Genomic DNA, 23446 nt, shown 5'->3' with positions numbered 1-23446 from the left:
TTTGTGCAGCATTTTGAATGCGTACATCAATACCGCCTTGCAGATTACCCGTGTCAGGCATCATGGCTTACTGTAAAATGATTCAAAAACAGAGATGATTTCTTTAGGGTTATGGGCCAGGTAATCTGCACCGTGGGCAGTCAGTTCAGCTGCGGTTCCATAGCCGTAAGTTACGCCAATTGTCGCGAGTCTGTTGCGCTTTGCGCCAATCATGTCGTGGGAGCGATCGCCAACCATCAGACAGATCTGAGGAGATCGTTGTTCCACCTGCAAAATATGCTGAATCAATTCCCCTTTATCGCTGCGGGTGCCGTCTAGTTCGCTGCCGTAAATACCATCCAGCAATGATGTTAGCTGAAAATGTTCGATAATTTGCCGTGCGAAAACTTGAGGCTTAGAAGTTGCAACAAAGCATTGATAGCCGAATTCACGCAAAGCCCGAAGTACACTTGGAATCTCAGGATAGAGATCGTTTTCAAACAGGCCAATGCTAGAGAAGCGATCGCGGTAAAGGTTAATTGCGCGATCGATTAAAGCCGAATCTGAAGTCTGGAGCAACTGCGCAAAACATTGACGTAATGGCGGCCCAATACACCAGAGCAAATCATCCTGCTCTGGCACCCAGCAATTCAAGGCTGACAAGGCAAACTGAATGGAACGAGTAATCCCCACCTTTGGATCGCTTAAGGTTCCATCTAGGTCAAACAGCACTGCCTCAATCATGGAATTGATGGAACGACAAATATTTACGCGATCGCCGTTTCTTCCAGCATCAGCTTCGAGCGTTTCAATGGCTCTGGAATGGCGATCGGGTACTGACCCGTAAAGCAAGCCGAACAAAAACTCGTTGTCGTTTCGCGGGTGGCCTCTAGCATTCCTGCCCAACTGAGGTAGTACAGCGAATCCACGCCAATCTGCTCGGCAATTTCAGCAACGGACTTGGTGGCGGCAATCAGATGATCTTGATTGTCCGTATCGATGCCGTAAAAACAAGGATGCGTCACGGGTGGGGAAGAAATTCGCATGTGGACTTCGGTCGCCCCCGCATCCCGCAGCGTCTTCACAATTTTGCGACTCGTGGTCCCCCGCACGATGGAGTCATCCACAATCACAACCCGCTTGCCTTCGAGAACATCCCGCAATGGGTTCAGCTTCATGCGGATGCCCATTTCCCGCATCTTTTGGGTGGGCTGAATGAAGGTGCGGCCCACGTAGCGGTTTTTAATCAGCCCTTCAACGTAAGGAATGCCAGATTTTTGAGAATAGCCGATCGCCGCTGGAATGCCAGAGTCCGGCACGGCAATCACGATATCGGCCTCGACTGGAGATTCTTTGGCCAGGTAGTGACCGATGCGGGTGCGGTAACTGTAGAGGCTTTCACCATTCATTTGGCTGTCGGGCCGGGCAAAGTAAATCATCTCAAAGATACAGAGCTTGCGCTCCGGCTGAGCCGACCAATGGAACGAAGCCAAACCTTTTTCAGTAATCCACACCAGCTCTCCGGGTTCTACATCGCGGAGATACTCTGCGCCAATGATGTCTAACCCGCAGCTTTCCGAAGACAGGACGTAGTGCAGCGGTCCCTCGTCTTCGGGATCTTCCTTGGGCAGTATGCCAATGACCAAAGGTCGAATGCCGTGGGGGTCGCGGATACCCATGATGCCTACGGGCGTGCCCACTACCAAGCTAAACGCACCTTCGCACATCTGACAGGCGGTAATGGCACCTTCCAGCCAGTCCTTGCCGAGCTGCACCTCATGGGCGATCGCGCAGGCAATGCCCTCAGAGTCAGTGGTACTGGCCAACTCCCAATTGTCGGCGATGAGTCGATCGCGAACCTCCGCTGCGTTGACTAAATTACCATTGTGAGCCAAGACCAGCGGCCCGAGGCGAGTATCGACCAAGACAGGCTGAGCGTTCACAACGCGGCTAGAACCGGTCGTAGAGTAGCGGGTGTGGCCTACAGAAATAGAGCCGGGGAGCGTTTGTAAAATGTGCTCGTCAAAGACTTGAGTGACCAACCCCATTTCTTTGTGAAGGTAGACCTTATCCTCTACGTAGGTTGCAATCCCAGCAGATTCTTGGCCGCGATGCTGGAGGGCAAAGAGTCCGAAATAGGTCAGTTTGGCAACCTCGACACCAGGTGCGTAGATTCCAAATACACCACAGGCTTCCTCCGGTTTATCAGGACGATCCGGTACCGAACTGGCACCTTCGTCTAGGGTTGAGAGAGACTCCAATCCGTCGGAAGATGCAGAGGAAAAAGCGGCCATGCGGGGAATGACTCCTGATCGGGAAAAGTTAGCCAGATTACGATTGAAGCATGCTTGAGGCTATTTAGTCAGCCGTCAAAATGGTCTCGATTGAGGTGAGCCAAGGAGAAGCGATCTCCTCCATACTAGCCGAGATTAATGTCAGGTTATCTTCGGTTTTGAGTTCGAGGGGATCGCCCATTGCCCCTACAGCGCCTAAATGCTGCCAATGGTTTCCTAGGTTTTGCTGCAGACAGGCTTCCCATTCAGCGCGATCTCTTGGATTGACGGACACCAAAATTCGCGCGCCCCCTTCGCCAAACAGTAACTCGTCCCACCGGAGATTTTCACCAGGATTGGGAACGGCAATCTGCGCACCGCGCTGGCCTGAAATGCAAGCTTCGGCGAGGGCAACGGCCACGCCGCCTTCGGCGCTGTCATGGGCAGAGCGCACCCATCCCTGGCGGATGCCATGACGGCAGGCGGCTTGCACTGAATTTTCTAGATCGAAATCAACACGGGGGGGACGGCCTGCAACGGTGGTGTGAATTGCAGCGAGGTATTCCGAAGCGCCCAGGGTGACTGAGGGGGTGGGGATACCGAGGGGACTGCCGAGGAGGTAAATGCGATCGCCTTCCTGCTGCCAGCCCTGCCCGCAAATCTGGGTCAGGTCGGGAATCAGTCCCACCATCCCGACAACGGGCGTGGGGTAGATAGGCTGGGGGTTGCCTTCGCTGTCTAAGGTTTCGTTGTAGAGCGAGACGTTCCCGCCCGTGACGGGGGTTTTCAGGGCGCGACAGGCATCGGCCAGCCCTCGACACGCTTCGGCGAGCTGCCAGTAGCCAATGGGTTTCTCAGGACTGCCAAAATTGAGGTTGTCCGTCACGGCGATCGGTTCTGCGCCCACGCAGCTCAAGTTTCGGGCAGCCTCCGCGACCGTTGCTTTAGCGCCTTCGTAGGGATCCAGATACACGTAGCGAGCGTTGCAGTCTACAGTTGCCGCGACGCCGCGCGTGGCCTGTTGGGCGGGCAAGGGCGGATCGACAGGCCGCAAGCGCACGACCGCTGCATCCGCGCCGCCGGGGAGCACGACCGTATTGTTTTGGACTTGGTGGTCGTACTGACGGTACACCCAGCGTTTTGAGGCGATCGTGGGAGCGGCTAGTAGCTGCGTCAGGACTCGGGTCCAAGATTGGGAGCCGTCGGGGAGGTCTAGCCCCGTAGCGGTAGCGGAAGGGAGGCGATCGCCCGTCCACCGCCAAGCCTCCTGAGCGTAAGCGGGTGGCTCGGCCAGCACTTCCCGTTCGTAAATGGGGGTGTTGTCGGAAAGGGCCGTGGCTAAAATTTCAGCGGCAATCTCGCCCTTAAAGCGAATTCGCACGATCGGGTCTTCCGTGACTTCCCCAGCAACGACGGCCTGTAACCCCCAGCGATGGAAAATATCGATCAGTTCTTGCTCGCGGCCCTTGTGGGCGACAAACAGCATCCGCTCCTGGGATTCCGAGAGCATGTATTCGTAGGGCACCATGCCAGACTCGCGGACGGGAATTTTGTCTAGGTCGAAGTCCACCCCAACCCCGCCCTTGGCCGACATTTCTGCCGTGGAACAGGTAATGCCCGCCGCACCCATATCCTGGGCTGCAACCACTGCTCCCGTTTTGAAAGCTTCCAGACAGGCTTCGATCAGGGATTTTTCTAGAAACGGATCGCCGACTTGGACCGCAGGGCGATCGGCTTCCGACTCATCGCTGAGTTCCGCACTGGCAAAGCTGGCCCCGCCCATTCCATCTCGTCCCGTCGTAGAACCCACGTACAGGACGGGGTTGCCAATTCCGGCTGCGCCTGACTTCACAATTTCCGATGTCTCCATCAGACCCAGCGCCATCACGTTCACCAGGGGATTGCCAGAGTAAGCCGCGTCGAAATACACCTCTCCGCCAACCGTCGGCACGCCGACGCAGTTGCCGTAGTGCGAAATTCCAGAGACCACTCCGGCAAACAAGCGCCGCGTGCGGGCATCGGCCAAATCGCCAAAGCGGAGCGAATTTAAAAGCGCAATGGGTCGCGCTCCCATCGTAAAAATATCGCGCAGGATGCCGCCGACACCCGTAGCTGCACCCTGAAATGGTTCTACCGCCGAAGGATGATTGTGGGACTCAATTTTGAAGGCCAATTGCAGGCCGTCCCCCAAGTCCACCACACCCGCATTTTCACCAGGGCCGACGAGGATCCGCGCTCCCGTTGTAGGGAATTGCTTGAGCAGCGGGCGCGAGTTTTTATAACAGCAATGTTCCGACCACATCACCCCAAACATACCCAACTCGGCTCGATTGGGATGGCGACCCAGACGCCGGACAATATCTTCGTATTCTTGAGGCTTTAGTCCTTCAGACGCAATTTCTTCGGGAGTAAACGGGGCAGCAGTCAACATGTCAGCCTCACCAACAGCACAGATGCCTATTGTACAAGCAGAGTTCTCCCTCGGTTGCATCGCACTGAATGCTCGCTTCCCAATAGACCGGGGCATACTAAGGCCAGCCCGATTTCCACAAAGCCATGCACGACTTAAGGAACACCTCAGTCGTTTTCATTGATGCAACGCGTTTAGGCTTACTCAAAAATGGCAAAAATCGGTAACACGAACGGGGTAAATAAATGATTCAACTGTCCGAACCCAATCTAGAGATTGACAGCCAGAACGCCTTTGAAGCAGCTCGAGCCATCCAAGAGCACCTACAAGGCATTCAAAGAGGCTACCTTGAAATTGATAGCGGCTCAACGAAATGGTTCGTCTACATCGATTGCGGGCAGCTGCTCTACATCACTCACTCCGTCGAGTCCATCGATCGGCTCGACTGCCATTTGCGGGGTCTCAGCCGTCGCATTCCTGCTATTACCCAAGGCAGTCGCGCCCAAATTCGCTTGTCGCTCGATTCCCACGGAGAAGCCGATACCCATCCTCGGCCAGATTATCAGGGCATTGGCATGCTCCTGCAAGATGAAACTTTAGACCCAGAAGCAGCTCGAGCTTTGATTTTATCGATGTCAAAAGAGGCGTTGGAGTCTCTTTTGCTGGTGCGAGAAGGCACGACCACCTTTGTGCCGAGCGAACGGGTTCTCAGCATTGCGGAACCGCTCGATTTCGATCGATTGCTCCAAGAGTGCGACGAACGCATTCAAGTTTGGCAAAGTCTAGCGCCCCACATTTGCTCTCCCTATCAACGGCCCTATCTTTTCAGCCAATCTCAGTCCCTCAAACTCACATCGGAGCGACAGCAACGCTTGGGAAAACTGTTAAAGGGCTTTAGCTTCAGACATCTTGCAATTATGCTCGATCAAGACGAGCTAAAGCTGGTGAAAAGTCTCTATCCGTTGATTCTGGACAAAGCCATTCTACTGCGGGAGGCGCAGTTTCCATACAGCGAGCTGCCCAGTTTTGCGACAACTTGTACCTACACTCAAGGTACCAACACTCAAGATACCTCCACTCAAGCCGTTGAAGCGATCAGTGCGGAGGCAACCCCTGCACCCGTTTCAGAGCCATCCGAATCGGTCGGGAGTTTCGACGCGCTGCCCCAATCCTCGGAAGAAACGAAGACATTCCGAGTTGCCTGCATTGACGATAGCCCAGCCATGTTGCAAACGATCGAGCAGTTTTTGGGCGATGAAAATCTCTCGCTATCTCTGATTCAAGATTCCTTAAAAGCCTTGGTCGAACTCATGCGAATCAAGCCCGACTTGATTCTCCTCGATGTTGGAATGCCGAAAGTCGATGGATACGAGCTATGTCGCTTACTCCGCAAGCATTCCATGTTTAAGAAAATCCCCATCATCATGGTGACGGGCAATACCGGACTCATCGATCGGGCCAGGGCAAAAATGGCTGGGACCACTGACTACATGACGAAACCCTTTACTCAGGAGCAGCTCCTGAAGATGGTATTCCGCTATCTCGTTTGAGGCGCAGCACTATTATCCATACACCATCCGTCAGTTCCTGCAACGAGATGGGAATACTAAGGTCATCGGACTTTGATATTTCGCACAGTTATTTCACACTATTGATAGAGGCTACTATGAAAACGATTCTGGTTGTCGACGATACACCTTCGGAACTCGAATTAATGACGCGTTTCCTGAAAGAAAGCGGTTTTTCTGTCATCGTTGCAACGGATGCCAAAGAGGCAATGAGCAAGGCTGCAGACCACAAACCCGATGTGGTGGTCACGGATGTCGTCATGCCAGGGATGAGTGGATTTGAACTTTGCCGCACGCTCAAGAAAAATGAAGCGACTCAAAAAACGCCCATCGTAGTTTGTACTTCTAAAAATCAAGATTTGGATCGCCTCTGGGGTATGAAGCAGGGTGCAGATGTGTACGTCACCAAGCCTTTTACTCAAGACGATTTGGTAAAAGCTGTTAAATCTGTCATCGCCTAAGTTATGAAGCTGCCCATTCTAGACGCTCAAACGCTTCAGCAGAAAGCCGTTGGCGATCCTTACCTGAAGGTCCAACTGACGCTCGAACAATTTGCCGTGTTGCCGATGGCTCAGGCTCAAGAGGCGATCGCCATTCCACCGAGTAGGGTCACGCCCGTGCCCAATATGCCCGCTTGCGTACTGGGTTTGCTCAACCAAAAAAGCCGAGTTATTTGGGTTGTCAACTTAGCGCAACTGCTGGGATTGGAGTCTCAGAGTCTAAACGTGCAGCAGTATAACCTGGCAATTATTCGGTCTGGGAAAACGCCGCTGGGACTGGTCGTGCCAGAAATTCGAGGGGTCGTGCGACTTGTGACGGAAGCCATGCAACCCATGCTGGGAGAGATTCTGCCGGAACTAACGCCCTACCTGCGGGGCGGTTTGATTCACGAGCGGGAAACGCTCTGGGTGCTCGATGTGGACGCCATCGTTCGGTCACCCGTATTGGCTGGGAATCGATAGAAGATTGTCTTAAAAATTGCGGTCAGAAAGGTAAGCGCCACACTGCCTCGACTGACCGCATTTGTCAAATTTATTCACGCTTACTTTTTTATGGTCGGGGGATCTGACATCAATTATGGAAACGACTCGTGTTAATTCTTCTCCGTTGTCCCCTCAAGGTGCTGCGACTTGGTGGGCAAATCTGGGCCTAAAGGCAAAAGCTACTTTCCTGGCGATCGCGATCGGGACCGTCCCGGTGGTCGGGATTGGGGGAGTGGCCTACTCCGTTTCAAGTCAGGCCCTCACGAATCAAATCTCGAACGCAGAAAAAACGCGGGCGGAAGGGATGGCCGATAAGGTCAACCGTTTTATGGTGGAGCGCTACGGCGACATCCAAGTGCTGGCCGAACAGCCCGTCTTTAGCAATCCCAAACTCATTAGTGCAATTAGCCCCAGCGAAAAAAACGCGGTTCTCGATACATATATTAAAAAATATAGCGTTTATGACAGTATTGCCGTGTTCGACGTCAACGGCGATGTCCTTGCTCAATCGGCTGGCCCCGCGCTTAAAAATCACAAGGACCGGAGTTACTTCCAAGAGGCACTGAAGACTGGAAAAGCAATCATTTCTCAACCGGATGTATCCAAAACAACTGGGAAGGTTTCGATTTACCTGGCTGCTCCCGTCAGAAATAAAGCGACGGGTCAAATTATTGGTGTTGTGCGTTCTCGGATGCTCCTTGCCGCCTTAGAAGAAGTCATTAAAAACTTTAGCGATAATGGCGAGCAATATCACCTCGTCGACGCGTCCGGCCAGTTCTTTTTGGCCTTAGAAAAGGAGCAGGTGGGACGTTCTGCGAAAGACGACTTTAAAGCGCTCGCTCAGCGATTGGAGAGTAGAAAAACAGGAGTTGAATACGGCATAGATGGCATGTCAAAAAGCGATCAGTTGATTGCTTACGCGCCGCTGCAAAAACTCAACCAAATGCCAGACCTGAAATGGGATGCCATTCTCGCGGTCGATAAGGACATTGCATTCAAGTCTTCGCGAGATCTCGCACTCTTTCTAACCTTAGGTACCTTGGGCACAGCAGCGGCGGTAGCGGCTATTGCTTCTACATTAGCTAGCCGCGCTACGCAACCCATTCTGGCGTCTGCGGACGCGGTGGGCAAAATCGGCCAAGGTCAGCTCGATACCCGCGTGGAAGTTGCCGGAACCGACGAACTTGCCATTCTGGGCGGCAACATCAACTTGATGGCCGGACAAATTCAGGCCTTTTTGACTCAGCAGGAACAAAGCGCTCGCAAAACGCAACTGCTGGCCGAAGTGGCTCAGGCGACAGACACTCAAGCCCTCGTCGCCCCCCTCAATCCCCTCCTTGAAGAAGTCCGCAAAACTCTAAATGCCGATCGGGCCGTCATCTACCGTTTTTATTCGGACTGGAGCGGTCATATTGCGGGCGAAGCCGTTCTTCCCAACCTTCCCTTAGCGCTCGCCGACAAAATCGAAGATCCTTGCATTCCTGCCGTACTGCGAGATGCTTACAAGCAAGGTCGCACTGTACCGACCAGCGACGTGTTTAATGCCGGGTTCCACCCCGATCACCTAGATCTGATGAAGCGGCTGCAAATTAAAGCCAACTTAGTGGTCCCCATCGTTCAAGGGGAAGAATTGCTGGGATTACTGGTGGTTCACCACTGCACCCGCACTCACGATTGGCATCAAGCTGAAATCGACACGATGCAAGAATTTGCAGCGGAATTTGCAACGGCCCTTGGCGGTCTGGCCCTGATCGAGCGGAAGCAATTTGAAGCAGAGCAGGCCCAAAAACGAAACGAAGCATTGCAAATGGAACTCCTGACCCTCCTGCAAGACGTTGAAGGCGCATCCGAAGGCGACTTAACCGTGCGGGCCGACGTGAGTGCTGGAGAAATTGGAATTGTAGCTGACTTCTTTAACTCTATTGTAGAAAGTCTGCGAGGGATTGTATCCCAGGTGAAAGTCGCTTCTGCCCAGGTGAACAATTCCGTCGGCAGTAACGAACTCGTCATGGGTCAGTTGGCCCAAGACGCGCAAACCCAAGCGCAGCAAATTACCGATACCCTGCGATCGGTAGAAGATATGGCCCTGTCGATTCAGCAAGTGGCTGAAAACGCCCGCCAGGCAGCCAAAGTGTCGGGAATTGCCTCTCTGACCGCTGAAAATGGCGGTAAAACCATGGATCGCACGGTGGACAGTATTTTGCAACTGCGCGAAACCGTTGCCGAAACAGCCAAGAAGGTGAAACGCCTTGGGGAATCGTCTCAACAGATTTCTAAGGTGGTGTCTCTGATCAACCAAATCGCGTTGCAGACCAACCTCCTTGCCATTAACGCCAGTATTGAGGCAGCCCGAGCTGGCGAAGAAGGACGGGGCTTCGCAGTGGTTGCGGAGGAAGTCGGGGCGCTGGCGGCACAATCTGCGGCTGCAACGAAGGAAATTGAAGGAATCGTGGATGCCATTCAACGGGAAACCAGCGAGGTGGTGGACGCGATGGAAAACGGGACCACTCAGGTGGTTGAAGGGACGCGTCAGGTGGAAGAGGCCAAAGAAAGCCTGAATCAAATCGTGAAAGTCTCTCGCGAAATCGACGAGCTGCTGCGGTCTATTTCCAGCGCCACGGTTTCTCAAACCGAGACGTCTCAAGTAGTAAAACTGCTGATGGAGCAAATTACTGAAGGTTCCGAACGCACCTCCGATACCTCCCGGCAAGTGTCAACGTCCCTGCAAGAGACAGTTGCGATCGCCCAGCAGCTCCAAGCTTCGGTGGGAACGTTTAAGGTCGACGCGTAGGCAGTTTGGGGGCGGCAGGGGCCTTTTCCCCTGCTGCCTGCCTTTGTTTTTATCCCACAGATATTTTTCCGTTCAGTAGAGCCGCGTTGTGGGCAGCTCTGCACTTACCGATGCAGCCACCATGCTTAATAAAACCAAAGATAGCGAACAGCAAGTCCGGCTCCAGTTTTTAGATGAAGCGCAGGTGTACCTGGATGAGATCGAATCGGGCGTGCTCGGCATGTCTGCCCGAGGGCTAGACCGCTCTACAATGGATGGGATTTTGAGAGCGGCTCACTCCATCAAGGGCGGTAGCGCCATGATGGGGTTCGCGACCCTCAGCCGCCTCGCCCACCGCATTGAAGATTCGTTCAAGGTGCTGAAGGTCAGACCTGCCGACGCCAAAGATGAAAATGTCGAGCAATTGCTGTTGTTAGGGGTCGACCATCTCCGTCAGGTGGCACAATGCGATCGCCAGGGGACTCCCCTATCCGATGCATGGCTTGACGGTACCGCTGCACCCACCTTTGAGGCGCTGTACGACCGCTTGGGAGAACCCCAGCCCGAAGACGAAACAGCGCTGCTTTCCGAAGAGGCAGGGGAAGATATGATTGCCCTCCTGTTTGGAACAGAGGTCGATTCGATCTTGAACCGCCTCGATGAGGTGTTGGGCAATCCCGACTTACCTTGCCTTAAGTCGGAATTTGCGATCGCCGCCCAAGAACTGGGCGGCCTTGGCGAAATGTTGGATCTGCCGACGTTTTGCGACCTTTGCCAAGATGTTTCCCGTCATCTGGCCGCAGTTGCAACCGATCGGTTGGTTCCCGTGGCAAATCAGGCCCTGCAGGCTTGGCGCAAAGCCCAAGCCATGGTGACGATCGGTCAACGGGACTTGATTCCAACGACGTTGGGATTGGGTGCCGCTCCAGCCGCTCCAGCCGCTCCCTCAGAGGCGATCGCCGATTCTTCCCCCGCATTGAGCGAGATGGAGATGGACTGGGATGCGCTGGGGTTAGAGGAGTTGGAAACCCCAGCGGATGAATTCGAGTTCTCCGCTGCCTTTGAGTCCCCTGGGACCAGCGACCCGATCCCAGAAGTTGACGATTTTCTAGAACTTACAGAAGTCGTCGAGGCACTGGAATCTTCTGAAGTCCAGCCAACGCTGGAAATCGAAGGGTTATTGACCGTTCCAGAACCGCATTCTGCGCCCCCAGAGCCTACCTCAGACCTCCCAGAGATCGCCGAACCCGTTCTCGCAGCAGCGGAACCAACCCCAGTCGCACGGTCCGCGAAGACAAAGGTCGGCGCGATCGGCGATCGCGCCGACCTGCACCCAGACCGTCAAGATTCAGAGGCGGACCAAACGCTTCGGGTTTCAGCGCAGCAGCTCAACCAAATGGGAGAGTTACTCGGCGAACTGTTAATCGAGCGCAGCGGGTTAACCCTTCAGCTCAAACGGCTGCGCGACTTGACCGGACTCCTAACGCAACGGGTGCGCTCTTTAGAAGAATCTAACGTCCAGCTCAGAAGCACCTCAGAAAAAGTTGCAATGCAAGCCTCCGACTTCGCGCGATCGTCGGATCTCGATCGCCGTTCGGCCCGTTCTAGCGCGCAGACCGAGCAACCCTCACTTCAGTCAGCCACCGACGGCATGGGTTTTTCTCTCATCAGTGGCGGTGCATTTTCAGATTTAACCCAAGGGTTTGACATTCTAGAAATGGATCGCTACAGCGAACTCCATTCGCTGTCTCAGGAACTGATGGAGAGCGCCGTCCAAATCGAAGAAGTCACGACTGACATCAATACTCACCTAGACGACGCCGAACAAACCGCAAGGTCCTTAAGCCGCACGGCCAAAAAGCTTCAAGTGGGCATGACGCAAATGCGGATGCGGCCTATCTCCGACGTACTGGGACGCTTCCCCCGAACGCTGCGCGAACTCTGCCAGCAGCACAATAAGGCCGTCGAACTTAAAATTTCCGGCGGCTCCACGCTAGTAGACCGGACGGTTTTGGAAACCCTCAGCGATCCGCTGATTCACTTGTTCCGCAATTCCTTCGACCACGGCATTGAAACGCCCGAAGCTCGGATGGCCAAAGGCAAGCCAGCCAAGGGATCGATCGCCATCAATACCGCCTATCGCGGCAACCAAATCGTCATTACCCTGCGGGATGACGGCAACGGCATCGATTTAGAAAAAGTGAAAGCCAAAGCGGCTCGCATGGGTCTCGATCGCGACACCTTAGAAACCGCCACGCCCTCCGAACTCTTAGATCTCATTTTCGAACCCGGTTTCAGCACTGCCGAGCAGGTGAGCGATCTGTCGGGACGGGGCGTGGGCATGGATATCGTTCGCACCAACCTCCAAAAAATCAAAGGTTCGATTTCCGTCGATACCCAACTGGGCCAGGGCACGACCTTTACGCTCACCGTTCCCTTTAACCTTTCGGTAATTCGCGTCCTTCTCGTGGAAAGCAACGGTTCTCTGATGGCATTTCCGACCGATTCGGTGGAGGAAATGTTGCTTCTAGAGTCCCAAAACCTTTCTTCTGCCAGCGGACGCAAAACCCTCGACCTCGATGGCACCGCGATTCCCTTCGTGCAGCTTCAGGATTGGCTGACGTTCCCCCGTTCGAACCTCCAAGCCGATCTCGAATCTTCTCCTAAAATCGACCGACCCAGCGTTCTACTCGTCGATCGGGACGGTGAAGTGGTGGGAATTCAAGTCGATCGCTATTGGGGCGAGCAGGAAGTGACCGTCCGTCAAGTTGAGGGCGCCATTGCTTTGCCTTCTGCCTTTGCAGGCTGCACCGTCTTGGGAGACGGTCGCATCGTCCCCCTCGTCGATCCCTTCAGCCTGCTTCAGTACATCGACGCTCAAAGCCAGCATCTCGAAGCCGAACCCGATGCCGAACTTCAGGAAATTGCAGCGATCGCCCAACAGCCCATCGCAGCGATCGCCGCAGCGGCTGCTCCAGTTCGACCCTTAGTGATGGTCGTGGATGACTCCGTCAACGTCCGCCGCTTCCTAGCGCTGACGCTCGAAAAAGCAGGCTTCCGGGTCGAGCAGGCCAAAGACGGGCAGCACGCCCTCGAACAAGTGCACTCCGGTTTACCCATTCAGGCGGTGGTCTGCGACGTCGAAATGCCGCGTCTCGACGGCTTTGGGTTCTTAGCCCATATCAAAGCGATGCCGACGGCCCAAAATATTCCAGTGGTCATGCTCACGTCTCGCAGTGGCGACAAACACCGCAAGCTAGCCATGTCCCTGGGGGCGAGCGACTATTTTTCTAAGCCGTTCCGCGAAGATACGCTGCTCGAAACGCTCCACCAGCTCGTAGCTGTCGCTGCTTAACCCGTCCTTTTTCAGGAATTTCTTTATGGCTGCTCTTACTCCCCTGCGCGCTAGACGCTTTGCCAACCGCATTGCAGAAGCAACTCAGCAGTACGTGACTTTTCGCCTCCGCCAGTACTGGTTTGCACTTCCCGTTGAGGCTCTTCTGCGGGTCAGTTCCGTCGATGCCGGAAGCCGCGACGACACGGGCAACGGTCTCGCTGCAACAGAAACGACAGAAACGGACGCTCTGGTCATCATCGATGTCAGCCAGCAAATTTTTGCCGAAACCGAGACGGCGGCCCCGAAGCGCCCTTTCGGATCGGCTGGAGCGTCGGAAGCCAACGCAAGCTGCTCGATCGCGTTTCAAACTTCGACGGGCGATCGCTTCGGATTTCCCATTGATTCCCAGCCTAAGCTTCAGCGCATTCCTCAAAGCAAGGTCGGCCCTTTCACCTCAGAGCACCCCCTCTACGGCAAGTTACAGTCGGTTAGCGCCATCATCGTTACAGCCGACGATGCCGAACCCATTTTTTTACTCGGACCCGATCGACTTTGCCAAAGTAACGATGGTGTCGCATATACACATCTTTCATGAAACTCATTCAATCCTGCATCCGCCCCCCTAGCCCCCCTTTCTTATAGCCCGATAGGGCTTTATTCTGGGGGGAACTGCCCCTAGTTTTCGGATTTCTCCCCCCAGAATTGGGGGGTCGGGGGGGGCTAGCGCAAGGTATTTGAGACTTGCGTGACGCGGCAAAGGCGCAAGGCCTTGCGCCCTTACGACTCAGAACGCATGGCGACTGAAGACTTTGCTGGGGCAATGCTGTCTCGGTTGGCCACGCTGCGCCGCATTGCTTCAACAAATCGGCTGACGCGGATCGGATCGACGCGATTTTCGACCTGACCGCCGCGCTTGAGCGAACTCGCGACGATAACGCCGTTGGCAGCCTGGCTCAGATGGGGGATGTTTTCCCAACTCGCACCGCTGCCAATAAAGACGGGCACGCCTTTTGCCGCATTGATGGCTAGCTCTAAATCTTCAAAGTTGGGCGGGCTGCCCGTCGCCCACCCCGACAGAATAATGCCGTCGGCTAACCCGCGCTCGATGGTTTCCTGCACCGCTGTCGTCAGGTTGGGGGAGCCGAGAGGACGGGCGTGCTTCACCAGCACGTCCGCCAGAATTTTTACGTCGCTGCCCAGTTCGCGGCGGTATCGCAACAGCTGATGGGCTTGTCCTTCAATGAGTCCCTGATCGGTTGCCATCACGCCAGTCAGAACGTTGACGCGGATAAATTGCGCGCCGACGCAAGTGGCGATCGCCATGGCGCTGTTCGCATCGTTGCGCAGTACGTTAATACCAATGGGTAGTGGTACCAGCGTCATGATTCGCTGCACGATCAAGCTCATGGCACTGACCACCACCGGATCGACCCGATCTTTCGCAAACGGCGCGTCGAAAAAATTCTCGACAATGATGCCGTCCACGCCGCCCGCCGCAAGCGCCGCCGCCTCCTGCTCCGCCCGATCGATCACCGACTTTAAGCTCCCGCCCCAGCGAGGAGACGTCGGCAACGGCAAAAGGTGAACCACGCCAATGATGGGGTTAGCGGACTTAAAGATGTTCTGTAATGTCACGGGCGATCGAGTCAAACTCAGCAAAAAGGATTTAAAGCAACTTGAATAGTCGGGATGGCCCAAGCAGCGAGATCGGATCGAGTTCTAATACGGATCCGATGGTAGAAATACTTTGGGCTTCGCTTGCCTTTACAGTATATATTCTGAAGGTTCGTCTCATTGATTTTCCTTTAGATTGGCTCTCGATATCGGATTCCCTTGACATGTCTGAGACAGGCAACTCTACTCCTTTAGCAGCCATTGCCCTGGGCAGTAATTTAGGCAATCCCCTGGCAACGGTCAAAGGTGCGGTCGAGGTCTTGGGTCACGAAGCCACCACTATGCTGGTCGGACAGTCGCACTGGTACAAAACGATCGCCGTTGGACCCGCGCAACCGGACTACGTGAATGGCTGTATCGTGATTGAGACAAGGCGATCGCCCCAGGACCTCCTGCATCTCCTCGTGACTGTCGAACGAGAATTTGGCCGACAGCGCGCGGAACGTTGGGGTCCCCGCACCCTGGACTTGGATTTATTGCTTTACGACAGCCTCGTCCTCGAAACCCCCGAGCTGATACTCCCCCACCCCCGCATGGTAGAGCGGGCCTTCGTCCTCGTTCCCCTTGCCGAACTGCTGCCAAACTGGATTCATCCCGCGACGGGATTGACCGTCCGGCAACACCGCGATCGAGTAGACTGTACCGGAGTTGCTTTGCTCCCAAACTGAGGAGCGCAGCTTGCGAGTTGCACGGCTTCGTCAAACCTAGTTCCTGCTAAAAGGCGGCATTTCCATGGCCTCAGTCCCCCTCGAACCCTTCGAATCAATCGAACCGCAGGTCTTCATTCGCAGCCGTAAATTTAGCTTTACGATCGATCGACTGCGATTGCCCAACGGTGCAGTGGGCGACTGGTCGTGCATCCGCCATCCAGGCGGTGCCCTGGCAGTGCCCGTCACCCCCGATGGCGAATTGGTCTTGGTCAAACAATACCGCTTTGCAATGCAGGGCAGGATCTTAGAATTTCCAGCGGGCACCATTGAGGACAGGGAAGATCCCTTTAGCACCATTCAACGCGAAATCGAAGAGGAGACGGGCTACCGCGCCCATCGCTGGACAGATTTGGGCCAGTTCCCCCTCGCGCCGGGCTACTCCGACGAATTGATTTATGCCTACCTGGCTCAGGATCTGGAGCGCCTCGACATCCCGCCCGCCCAAGATGAAGACGAAGATATCGAAACAATCCTCATGACCCCTGCCGATTTTGAAGCTGCCGTGCATCGAGGGGATGGGATCGATGCAAAATCGATCGCCAGCTACTTTTTAGCTCGGCCTTACCTAGAACTGCTTTAACCTTCGCCGCACAGTTGGGCGATCGCGGTCTCGAGCTGCTTCAGCCCGACGAGAGAACCCCGGATCAAGCGCAGCGCCCTGCGGGGTTGGCGAACCATCGCGCGGGCAAGGGCGAGGGAATTGAGTTCGCCCGTTTCCGTCATGGCAGCAGCCAAGTCCGGCACGTCGTGCTGGGCATCGTCACTCACCACGCGCAGGATTCCAAGGGCCAGATCTGTGGATTGCAATGCTTGCAAGAACGCATAGCCTTCCATATCCACTGCCTCGGCACCGTAGCGTTGGGCGAGACTCCTTTTCTCCGCCGCCAGATGGACCACGCGATCGCACATCAGGCCAGCGACCACCGCTACCGATGGATTGAGACGGTCCTGTAAAGCCTCGAGCAGAGAGAGATCGCAGGACTCTAGGGCTGGAACGGACTGAGACCCGCTCCCGTCCGTACAACTGCGGTAGAGCACGCGATCGCCCGCAGACAATCCAACCGTCAAGCTGCCGCAGAGTCCCACGAGCAGAACAGAAGAAGAATGAGCTAGAGTTTTGATCTCCGTTTGCAACCACTGCCGCACGAACTGCCGAACCGGCTGGGGACCCATTGGAATTGCGTAGAGCGCAACCGCATCTTGCCGACCGCTGCGACGCAAGCCCCGCCGAACCGCCTTAAACTCCGCGCCTTGGGGAACGAATATTATGCTAACCGGACAGGTCGCAGTCCCCGCTTGAGTCAAAGTCTTCACCCTCAAAATACAGTTTCGAGACAGTACATCTACCATAAAAAAGCGGACAGTTCGCATTGCTGTCACAAAAAATGAGCAATTTGACGTTCGCTTATGGTATCTTCCTCGGAGAGTTAGTATGAGCGCTTTATCGTCTGTTTTACGGTGTATGAGTTATTCGTTATAGAAATTCAATTCAGAGGTGTAGAATCTTGAAACTTTGTGTGGTTTCTACGGGCTAACTAGGTGTGGTGATGCGGTTTGTGTTTGGTGTAAGGAGTGAACGTGTATGGTTCAAATTGCCCTAGAGTCCCCGCTCGATCGACGGGATGTCAATCGATTTTGTCAAGAAATTTTGCCGCAAGTTTCCCGAACTTTTGCGCTCAGCATTCGGTTTTTGCCGGGTCAACTGGGCCGTGCGGTGCTGTGTGGCTACCTGCTGGCCCGAATTGCAGATACGATCGAAGACGATCCGAAAGCATCGGTGGCGGCCAAGTCGGCCTTGTTAGACCAGCTCGTCGACTGTTTTGAAGATTCTTCTTTAGCCGATCGCTATGCCCAACATACCCAATCGGTCACTGGAGATCCGGCCCACCTAGAGCTGGTCCATCAAACGCACCAAGTCTTTACCCTGTACCGAAGCCTGCCCCTGCAATCCCAACAGACGTTGCAGCGCTGGCTGACGGAAATGATCGTGGGGATGAAGAAATTCGTCAACCTCTACCCCAACGGCATTCGGATTAAAACCCTAGAGGAATATAAGGAGTACTGCTATTACGTGGCCGGAACCGTCGGTTATCTGCTGACGGATCTGTGGTACGAGCACTCTCCGTTTGTGAGTCAAGAAAACTACGAGCTTCTGCGCAAAACCTGCGCGGAATTTGGCGAAGCGCTCCAAACCGTCAACATCCTCAAAGATATTGCTTGGGATGCGGAGCACGAGAACTCGATTTACATCCCTCAAGATGCGCTGCAAGCCCACGGAAGCAGCCACGAAACATTGCTAGACCCGAGCCACCTCGAGCAAAACCACGCTGCCATCAAATCTCTGGTCGAGTTAGCTTGGACGGATCTCGACAAGTCTACCGATTATTTGACAGCCTTGCCCCACGGCTCCATTGCAATCCGCCTGTTCTGCATTTTGCCGCTCGTGTTTGCCTACGCGACTCTGCGAGACATTACTCGGTCCACGGCCATGCTGACATCGGGAGGAAATGTCAAAATTACACGCTCTGAGGTCAAGGCTCTCATTATCATCAGTCCTTTAACGGCGATCGCCAACGGGCTGGTGCGGAGCTTGATTCAGAGCGTGCGACAGCGTGCGTTCTGTCTGTGGTTTTAAGGGGTTTTAAGGCGCGTACTGTCAATCGAATGGGGATGGGTGCCATTGGCGTCAGGATTGCGTGGGTCTCCAGGTGCCGTGGAAGCTAAAGGCGACTGGCTGCGGTAACGCTAGGCGACAGATTGGGCCGCGCTCGAGGGCTTGGCTCTCAAAAATCCAGACTTCGCTGCTGTGGCGATCGCCCTCGTAGACTACCGTCAAAATCCAGCCCCGTTCGGAATCCTCAGGATTCGGCGCAAAGATAGGTTCGCTCGGGTAGCAACGATCGCCCAAGTCTGCGACGGATAATTCGCCGCGATCGCGGTCGAAAACAGCGATCGCATCGAACAAATCCGTCCCTTGACTTTTGCTAGAGCGAACGCTGAGATAGGTATAGCGAGACGGCTGGCCGACGAGCGCGGGGGAAACCGTGGGAAACTCGCAGGTGCGATCGCTCAAGCGTTCTGCCCCAGACAGCTTGGCGGTCTTCGGATCGATTCGCATTTGCCAGAGATGTCCAGGGGCATCGGTTTGCGGCTGACCGGAAGGCACTTCCTGCAAAAAACGATTGGTTTGGAAATCTGCGTAGCGTACCAGATCGATGGCAACCTGTCCGTCGCGATCTACAAATCCATTGCCAAAATGCCATTGGAACCAAGGATCGGCCTCCGATTGGCCGATGCATTCGAAGGTGTCGCGGTCTAATACTAGAATTTGAGTGCCCTTGTCTGGCTGCCAGCGCATCGCCTCGCTGTAAGACTGCCAGTGCAGCAGCAGCGGCAGTGGGTTGAGCGCAACTGGAGCAATGCAGAAAACAAGGTAAGGTCCTGCCAAGACAAAATCGTGAATCATCGGAATGCTTTTGAGCGGCAATTTGCCTCGGCGCAGCATCTTGCCCGCGCGATCGCAGCGGTATAGATGCAAGTACGTCTGCCGCCCGAACGTAACGCCAAAGTTGTAGATCTCTCCCGTTTGCGGATCGACCTTGGGATGCGCGGAAAACGTTTCTCCCGTCTCTAATTTTCCCAGATCGTCTACCCCGATGGTTTCTAACGTCTGCAAATCCAGCGCGTGGGGATGGCCGCCCTCCCATAAAGCCAGCAGGCGATTTTCTAACGCCAACACCGAAGTATTGGCCGCATTTTTAGTTCGATCCGACCCCGTCCAAAAAGGCCCTGGCATCCGGCGACCGTACCCTCCAAGCAGGAACTGCCCAGCTTCTTCTTCTGCTAAATAGCCCGCCGTTCGAACGGTGCGGTAGACGCCCGTCGCGGCCCCTTCGCCAAAATGCACGCCTAATACGGCACCGTCCCCATCAAACCAGTGGGCAATCCGCTCCCCACCCCGCTCGAAAATGGCAGGGCCGTTTCGATACAAACTGCCGCGCAGAGCCAAGGGGACTCGACCCGAGATGGGTTCGAGGGGCGTCAGCGGAAAATCCTGCAAAGGCCGGACAAATGCATTTCCCCAAGCGGTGGGCTTCGAAAGTTGCTGCGGCTTTTGAGCGCTCAGTGTCATGGGACATCTCCTTAAAAATTCAAAAAGTTGCATATGCACTTAGTTGCATATTGCTTAGTATATGCAAAAAGTTGTATATGTCAAGCAGCGATCTGTCCTGCCGCTCTACAGCAGCAAAAGTGCTTTATTGAGGAGAGTCAGCAATGAGTTTGGCCTACGCCATCCTAGCGGTCCTGAGCGATCGAGAATGCAGCGGCTACGATCTGGCAAAGCATTTTGAGGCTTCTGTGGGCTATTTTTGGGCGGCTACCCACCAGCAAATCTACCGAGAGTTAGCGCAACTCGAAGCGAAAGGCTGGGTTAAAAGTCAGACCGTGCGGCAAGAGGATCGGCCCAACAAAAAGCTGTTCGCCCCAACCCCCCTGGGCCGCTCCAAGATGGTGGAGTGGATGGTGCAACCCAGCAAGCAGAGCAAACACAAAGAAGAAATTTTGGTCAAGTTGTTTGCGGGGCATCTGATCGAACCCGCAGCGACGATCGCGCAACTCCAGCGAGCGCAGCAGGATCACCAGCAGCAACTCCAGGAATATCAGGGCATCGCCCAGCAATATTTCCCCCATCCCGAAGCATTAACCTATGCGGAAAAGTGCCAATACTTAACGCTGCGTCAGGGCATCTGCCACGAAACCAATTGGATTGCGTGGTGCGAAGAGGCGATCGCCGCGCTCCAGTTACCGAGCTAGATAGGCGCGATATCAGCCGCTTTTCTCGGCCATCAAGTCATCCACCAATTGCTCCAGCCCTTGGCGCGGGATTCGATACACCTCATTGCAGAACTCGCAGGTCACCTCTGCCCCGTCGTCCTTTTCAATCATGTCTTGCAGTTCGACCGCGCCCAAGATTTTGAGCGCGCCCATCACGCGATCGCTAGAACAATGGCAGCTAAACTGAACCAGTTGATTTTGGGGCAAAATATTGAGCCCCATGTCCCCTAGCAAATTCTCAAAAATGTCAGGGAGGGTCATCCCCGCCTTAACCAGCGGCGTGAATCCAGCCAAACTGGCAAACCGAGACTCCAAAAGCGAAATCAGCGCCTCGTCGCGAGCTGCCTTGGGCAAAACCTGGATCAAGAGTCCGCCTGCCGCATTAACACCCTGACTGTCTACAAAAACCCCAACGGACAGGGCCGAAGGCGTTTGCTCGGACGCGGCAAGGTAGTGCGCCACATCGTCCCCAATCTCTCCCGAAACCAGCTCGACGGTACTGGAGTAGGGATATCCAAAGCCCACATCCCTGACCACGTACAAAAAACCGTCATTTCCGATCGCCCCGCCCACATCTAGCTTCCCTCGATCGTTGGGTGGCAATTCGACCGTCGGATTCGTGACGTAACCCCGGACCGTTCCGTCCAATCCGGCATCTACCAAGACCCCCTTCAGCGGACCATTTCCCTTAAAGCGAAGATTGACCCTGGATTGAGGCTGCTTCATCCCCGAGGCGAGCAGTAGCCCCGCCGCCATCGCCCTACCCAATGCTGCGGTTGCAACATATGAAAGTCCATGTCGCTGACGGGCTTCTTCGGTCAGGCGAGTGGTAATGACCCCTACGGCTCGGATACCGTCGTCGGCTGCAGTTGCACGAATGAGTTGATCGGGCATGGAATTTAAAGTTTTTTAACGCACGCACTTTGTTATTCTACTCATGCCATGCCTTGTGCGGGCTAGCGTTGAGATAGCATCTTAGGAAGCAACGCACCCATTTCACCAATTTAGAGAGAAAGTCTTAAAATTGAGCATCTCTCGTCTCTATTGAGAGTTACGAGTCAATCCCTAGCTGTCTCCGAACTTATGACTGAGGTGAGGAACTTAGAATCGATCGCAGAAATCGCGCCTACCCTGTCGCAACGGCTCGCTTCACGGTTTTTGCGGCGCTGGTGGGTAACGGCGTTTGCCCTTTCGGGATTTGCGTTGGGCGCAGGCACCTTAGGCATTTTTTTGCTGCTGCGGCAGCCGCCACCGCCTCAATGCGAGCGCGTGTTCTGGCCCTTTGCTTCAGCCTCGCTGCGCATTTCCTGCGCCCAAGAACACGCGCAAAAGCGCACCTTAGAAGACCTGTTCGAGGCGATCGCCTTAGTCGATATTCTGCCCCAGAACCATCCTTTACGCCCCCTGATCGACCGCTGGGTCGAAATTTGGGCCAAACAAGCCCTCGACCTTGCCGAAACAGAATTTCACGAGGGTCAGTTAGAGCGGGCGATTTACTTCGCCAAAAAAATTCCGGCCCAAACCACCGCCCACGCTCAGGTTAAAGCCCGAATTCAGTACTGGCAAGTTGTATGGGCCAAAGGCGACAAAGTCTTCAAACAGGCCGAAGCAGCCCTCAACGACGAAGATTGGCGCAAAGCCTTTGGAATCATGGTGGGGTTGCTGTCCGTTGACAATCGCTACTGGTCTCAAACCCAATACGAATTTCTCAACCAAAAAATCATCGACGCCCAACAGGATGAAACCAAGCTGGCAAAGGCTCAGCGCTTGTTTGAAGCAGGTGGCATCGATAACTTGACCAAAGCGTTGGATTGGGTGCAAGAACTCTCAGAAGGCACGATTTTCAAGAAATCTATTAAGAAGCTCGTCGCTAAAATCGGGCAATCCCTGGTCGACATTGCGGAAGCGGCCCTCGGTCGCCAAGATCTCACTACCGCCCTCAGGGCATTAGAAAAAATCCCCCAAGAGGTCAGCTTTTGGCCCGAGGTGCAGGACTGGACTGATATTGCCAACGCCATGTCCGATACCTGGTCGGGGACGATGGAGGGCTACGAAAAGGCGATCGCCGAACTTAAGAAATTGAGCCCGCAGCGACCGCTTTACTTAAAAGCGCAGGAATACATCCAAAAATGGAGTGCAGATAAGTTCTACGTCCGGCTTTTAGAAGAAGCAAGGGCTAAAGTCGCAGACGGAACCGCCCCGTCCTTAACGATGGCGATCGAGCAGGCCCGCCAAATCCCGTCCGACAGTACGCAATGGAAAATCGCTCAGCAAGAGATCGAGCAGTGGAGTATCAGCCTCAGCAATCAGCTAGACCAGCCCATTCTAGACAGTGCCGACGAGCTATCCATGAGAGGAGACTCAGCTTCCCTGCAAGCCGCGATTCGCAAGGCCCAACAAATCGGTTCGGGAACCCCGCTCTACGCAGAGGCCCAAAGCCGCATCAAAGACTGGTCGAATCAGCTCGGTCGCAGCACTTATCGAGACAGCGATCGAGATACCTATGGAGATACGTTTAAGACGGCTCAATCGGGCGAACCTCCCTCGACCGCAGGCCCGACCGAACGAGAAACGCGCACCCTCCTGCAAGAAGCGGAGCGAATGGCCCAAAAAAGCACCCCCGCCGCCCTGGCCTCCGCCATCGAAACCGCAAGTCAAATTTCAGCCCGCTCGTCCCTTCATGCCGAAGCCCAGCAGTCAATTGCGGCCTGGGGCGATCGCATGCTAGAACTTGCCGCCAGCAAAGCCAACTACGACCTCGAAAGCGCCATCGCGATCGCCCAGCAAATTCCCATTGCCGCTCCCGCCTACGGTGCCGCCCAGCAGCAGATCCAGGTTTGGCAACAGGCCCCCCAACCCGAACCCCAAGCGCAACCCTCGCCGCCCTAGCGTTGCGGTTGACCCTA

At 54.8% G+C, this 23446-nt stretch carries 18 protein-coding genes; 11 read left to right on the top strand and 7 right to left on the bottom strand.

From position 1 onward, the window contains the following. Positions 1-60: 60 nt before the first annotated feature. The 3 genes from R6H26_RS10260 to purL all read right to left on the bottom strand — a co-directional run bounded on the left by R6H26_RS10260 (position 61) and on the right by purL (position 4683). Positions 61-723, bottom strand: coding sequence for an HAD family hydrolase (locus R6H26_RS10260; RefSeq protein ID WP_404790360.1), 663 nt, complete (start codon positions 721-723; stop codon positions 61-63). Positions 724-746: 23 nt separating this feature from the next. Further along, positions 747-2273 (bottom strand): amidophosphoribosyltransferase, encoded by a 1527-nt coding sequence (gene purF / locus R6H26_RS10255; RefSeq protein WP_404790359.1) that lies wholly within the window; start codon positions 2271-2273, stop codon positions 747-749. 64 nt (positions 2274-2337) lie between these two features. Further along, entirely contained in the window at positions 2338-4683 is a 2346-nt protein-coding gene (gene purL, locus R6H26_RS10250) for a phosphoribosylformylglycinamidine synthase subunit PurL (protein WP_404790358.1), read from the bottom strand. A 224-nt stretch (positions 4684-4907) separates the two neighbouring features. On the opposite strand from purL, the gene R6H26_RS10245 reads away from it, so the two are divergent. From R6H26_RS10245 to R6H26_RS10220, 6 genes are all read left to right on the top strand, one after another. After that, complete coding sequence (locus tag R6H26_RS10245) at positions 4908-6212, top strand: response regulator (RefSeq protein ID WP_404790357.1); 1305 nt, start codon at positions 4908-4910, stop codon at positions 6210-6212. Between the two features lie 116 nt (positions 6213-6328). Further along, positions 6329-6691: a response regulator transcription factor gene (locus tag R6H26_RS10240; protein ID WP_404790356.1), complete on the top strand. Its 363-nt coding sequence runs from the start codon at positions 6329-6331 to the stop codon at positions 6689-6691. A gap of 3 nt (positions 6692-6694) precedes the next feature. Next, positions 6695-7192 carry a chemotaxis protein CheW gene (locus R6H26_RS10235; protein ID WP_404790355.1) on the top strand — a complete coding sequence of 166 codons (498 nt, stop codon included), beginning with the start codon at positions 6695-6697 and terminating at the stop codon, positions 7190-7192. Between the two features lie 115 nt (positions 7193-7307). Continuing rightward, the gene (locus tag R6H26_RS10230) at positions 7308-10004 is read left to right on the top strand and encodes a methyl-accepting chemotaxis protein (RefSeq protein WP_404790354.1); all 2697 of its coding nucleotides are present in this window, start codon (positions 7308-7310) and stop codon (positions 10002-10004) included. 88 nt (positions 10005-10092) lie between these two features. Further along, positions 10093-13338 carry a response regulator gene (locus R6H26_RS10225; RefSeq protein WP_404790353.1) on the top strand — a complete coding sequence of 1082 codons (3246 nt, stop codon included), beginning with the start codon at positions 10093-10095 and terminating at the stop codon, positions 13336-13338. A gap of 25 nt (positions 13339-13363) precedes the next feature. After that, on the top strand, positions 13364-13915 hold the full coding sequence (locus R6H26_RS10220) for a hypothetical protein (RefSeq protein ID WP_404790352.1): 552 nt from the start codon (positions 13364-13366) through the stop codon (positions 13913-13915). A gap of 182 nt (positions 13916-14097) precedes the next feature. On the opposite strand, the gene btpA is transcribed toward R6H26_RS10220, so the two are convergent. Beyond that, entirely contained in the window at positions 14098-14955 is an 858-nt protein-coding gene (gene btpA, locus R6H26_RS10215) for a photosystem I biogenesis protein BtpA (protein WP_404790351.1), read from the bottom strand. Between the two features lie 203 nt (positions 14956-15158). On the opposite strand from btpA, the gene folK reads away from it, so the two are divergent. Then, positions 15159-15662: a 2-amino-4-hydroxy-6-hydroxymethyldihydropteridine diphosphokinase gene (gene folK, locus R6H26_RS10210; RefSeq protein ID WP_404790350.1), complete on the top strand. Its 504-nt coding sequence runs from the start codon at positions 15159-15161 to the stop codon at positions 15660-15662. 64 nt (positions 15663-15726) lie between these two features. After that, positions 15727-16284, top strand: coding sequence for an NUDIX hydrolase (locus tag R6H26_RS10205; RefSeq protein ID WP_404790349.1), 558 nt, complete (start codon positions 15727-15729; stop codon positions 16282-16284). Here R6H26_RS10205 and R6H26_RS10200 read toward each other — a convergent pair. Next, positions 16281-17075 carry a hypothetical protein gene (locus R6H26_RS10200; RefSeq protein WP_404790348.1) on the bottom strand — a complete coding sequence of 265 codons (795 nt, stop codon included), beginning with the start codon at positions 17073-17075 and terminating at the stop codon, positions 16281-16283. The genes R6H26_RS10205 and R6H26_RS10200 overlap by 4 nt on opposite strands. A 211-nt stretch (positions 17076-17286) precedes the next feature. On the opposite strand from R6H26_RS10200, the gene R6H26_RS10195 reads away from it, so the two are divergent. Beyond that, entirely contained in the window at positions 17287-18339 is a 1053-nt protein-coding gene (locus R6H26_RS10195) for a phytoene/squalene synthase family protein (RefSeq protein ID WP_404790347.1), read from the top strand. A 51-nt stretch (positions 18340-18390) separates the two neighbouring features. Here R6H26_RS10195 and R6H26_RS10190 read toward each other — a convergent pair whose 3' ends face one another. Continuing rightward, positions 18391-19836: a carotenoid oxygenase family protein gene (locus tag R6H26_RS10190; RefSeq protein ID WP_404790346.1), complete on the bottom strand. Its 1446-nt coding sequence runs from the start codon at positions 19834-19836 to the stop codon at positions 18391-18393. 143 nt (positions 19837-19979) lie between these two features. Here R6H26_RS10190 and R6H26_RS10185 point away from each other — a divergent pair, with 143 nt between their 5' ends. After that, the gene (locus R6H26_RS10185) at positions 19980-20519 is read left to right on the top strand and encodes a PadR family transcriptional regulator (RefSeq protein WP_404790345.1); all 540 of its coding nucleotides are present in this window, start codon (positions 19980-19982) and stop codon (positions 20517-20519) included. Between the two features lie 12 nt (positions 20520-20531). On the opposite strand, the gene hslO is transcribed toward R6H26_RS10185, so the two are convergent. Next, positions 20532-21434: an Hsp33 family molecular chaperone HslO gene (gene hslO, locus R6H26_RS10180; protein WP_404790344.1), complete on the bottom strand. Its 903-nt coding sequence runs from the start codon at positions 21432-21434 to the stop codon at positions 20532-20534. Between the two features lie 189 nt (positions 21435-21623). Here hslO and R6H26_RS10175 point away from each other — a divergent pair, with 189 nt between their 5' ends. Continuing rightward, a complete protein-coding gene (locus R6H26_RS10175; protein ID WP_404790343.1) occupies positions 21624-23429 on the top strand; it encodes a hypothetical protein in 1806 nt (601 codons plus the stop codon). Positions 23430-23446 lie beyond the last annotated feature (17 nt).

It is taken from the genome of Altericista sp. CCNU0014 (assembly GCF_044923475.1).
In the GTDB taxonomy this organism is placed as follows: domain Bacteria; phylum Cyanobacteriota; class Cyanobacteriia; order Thermosynechococcales; family Thermosynechococcaceae; genus JAAURS01.
Note: the sequence above shows the minus strand (reverse complement) of the source record. Positions and strands in the feature narration are given on the sequence as shown.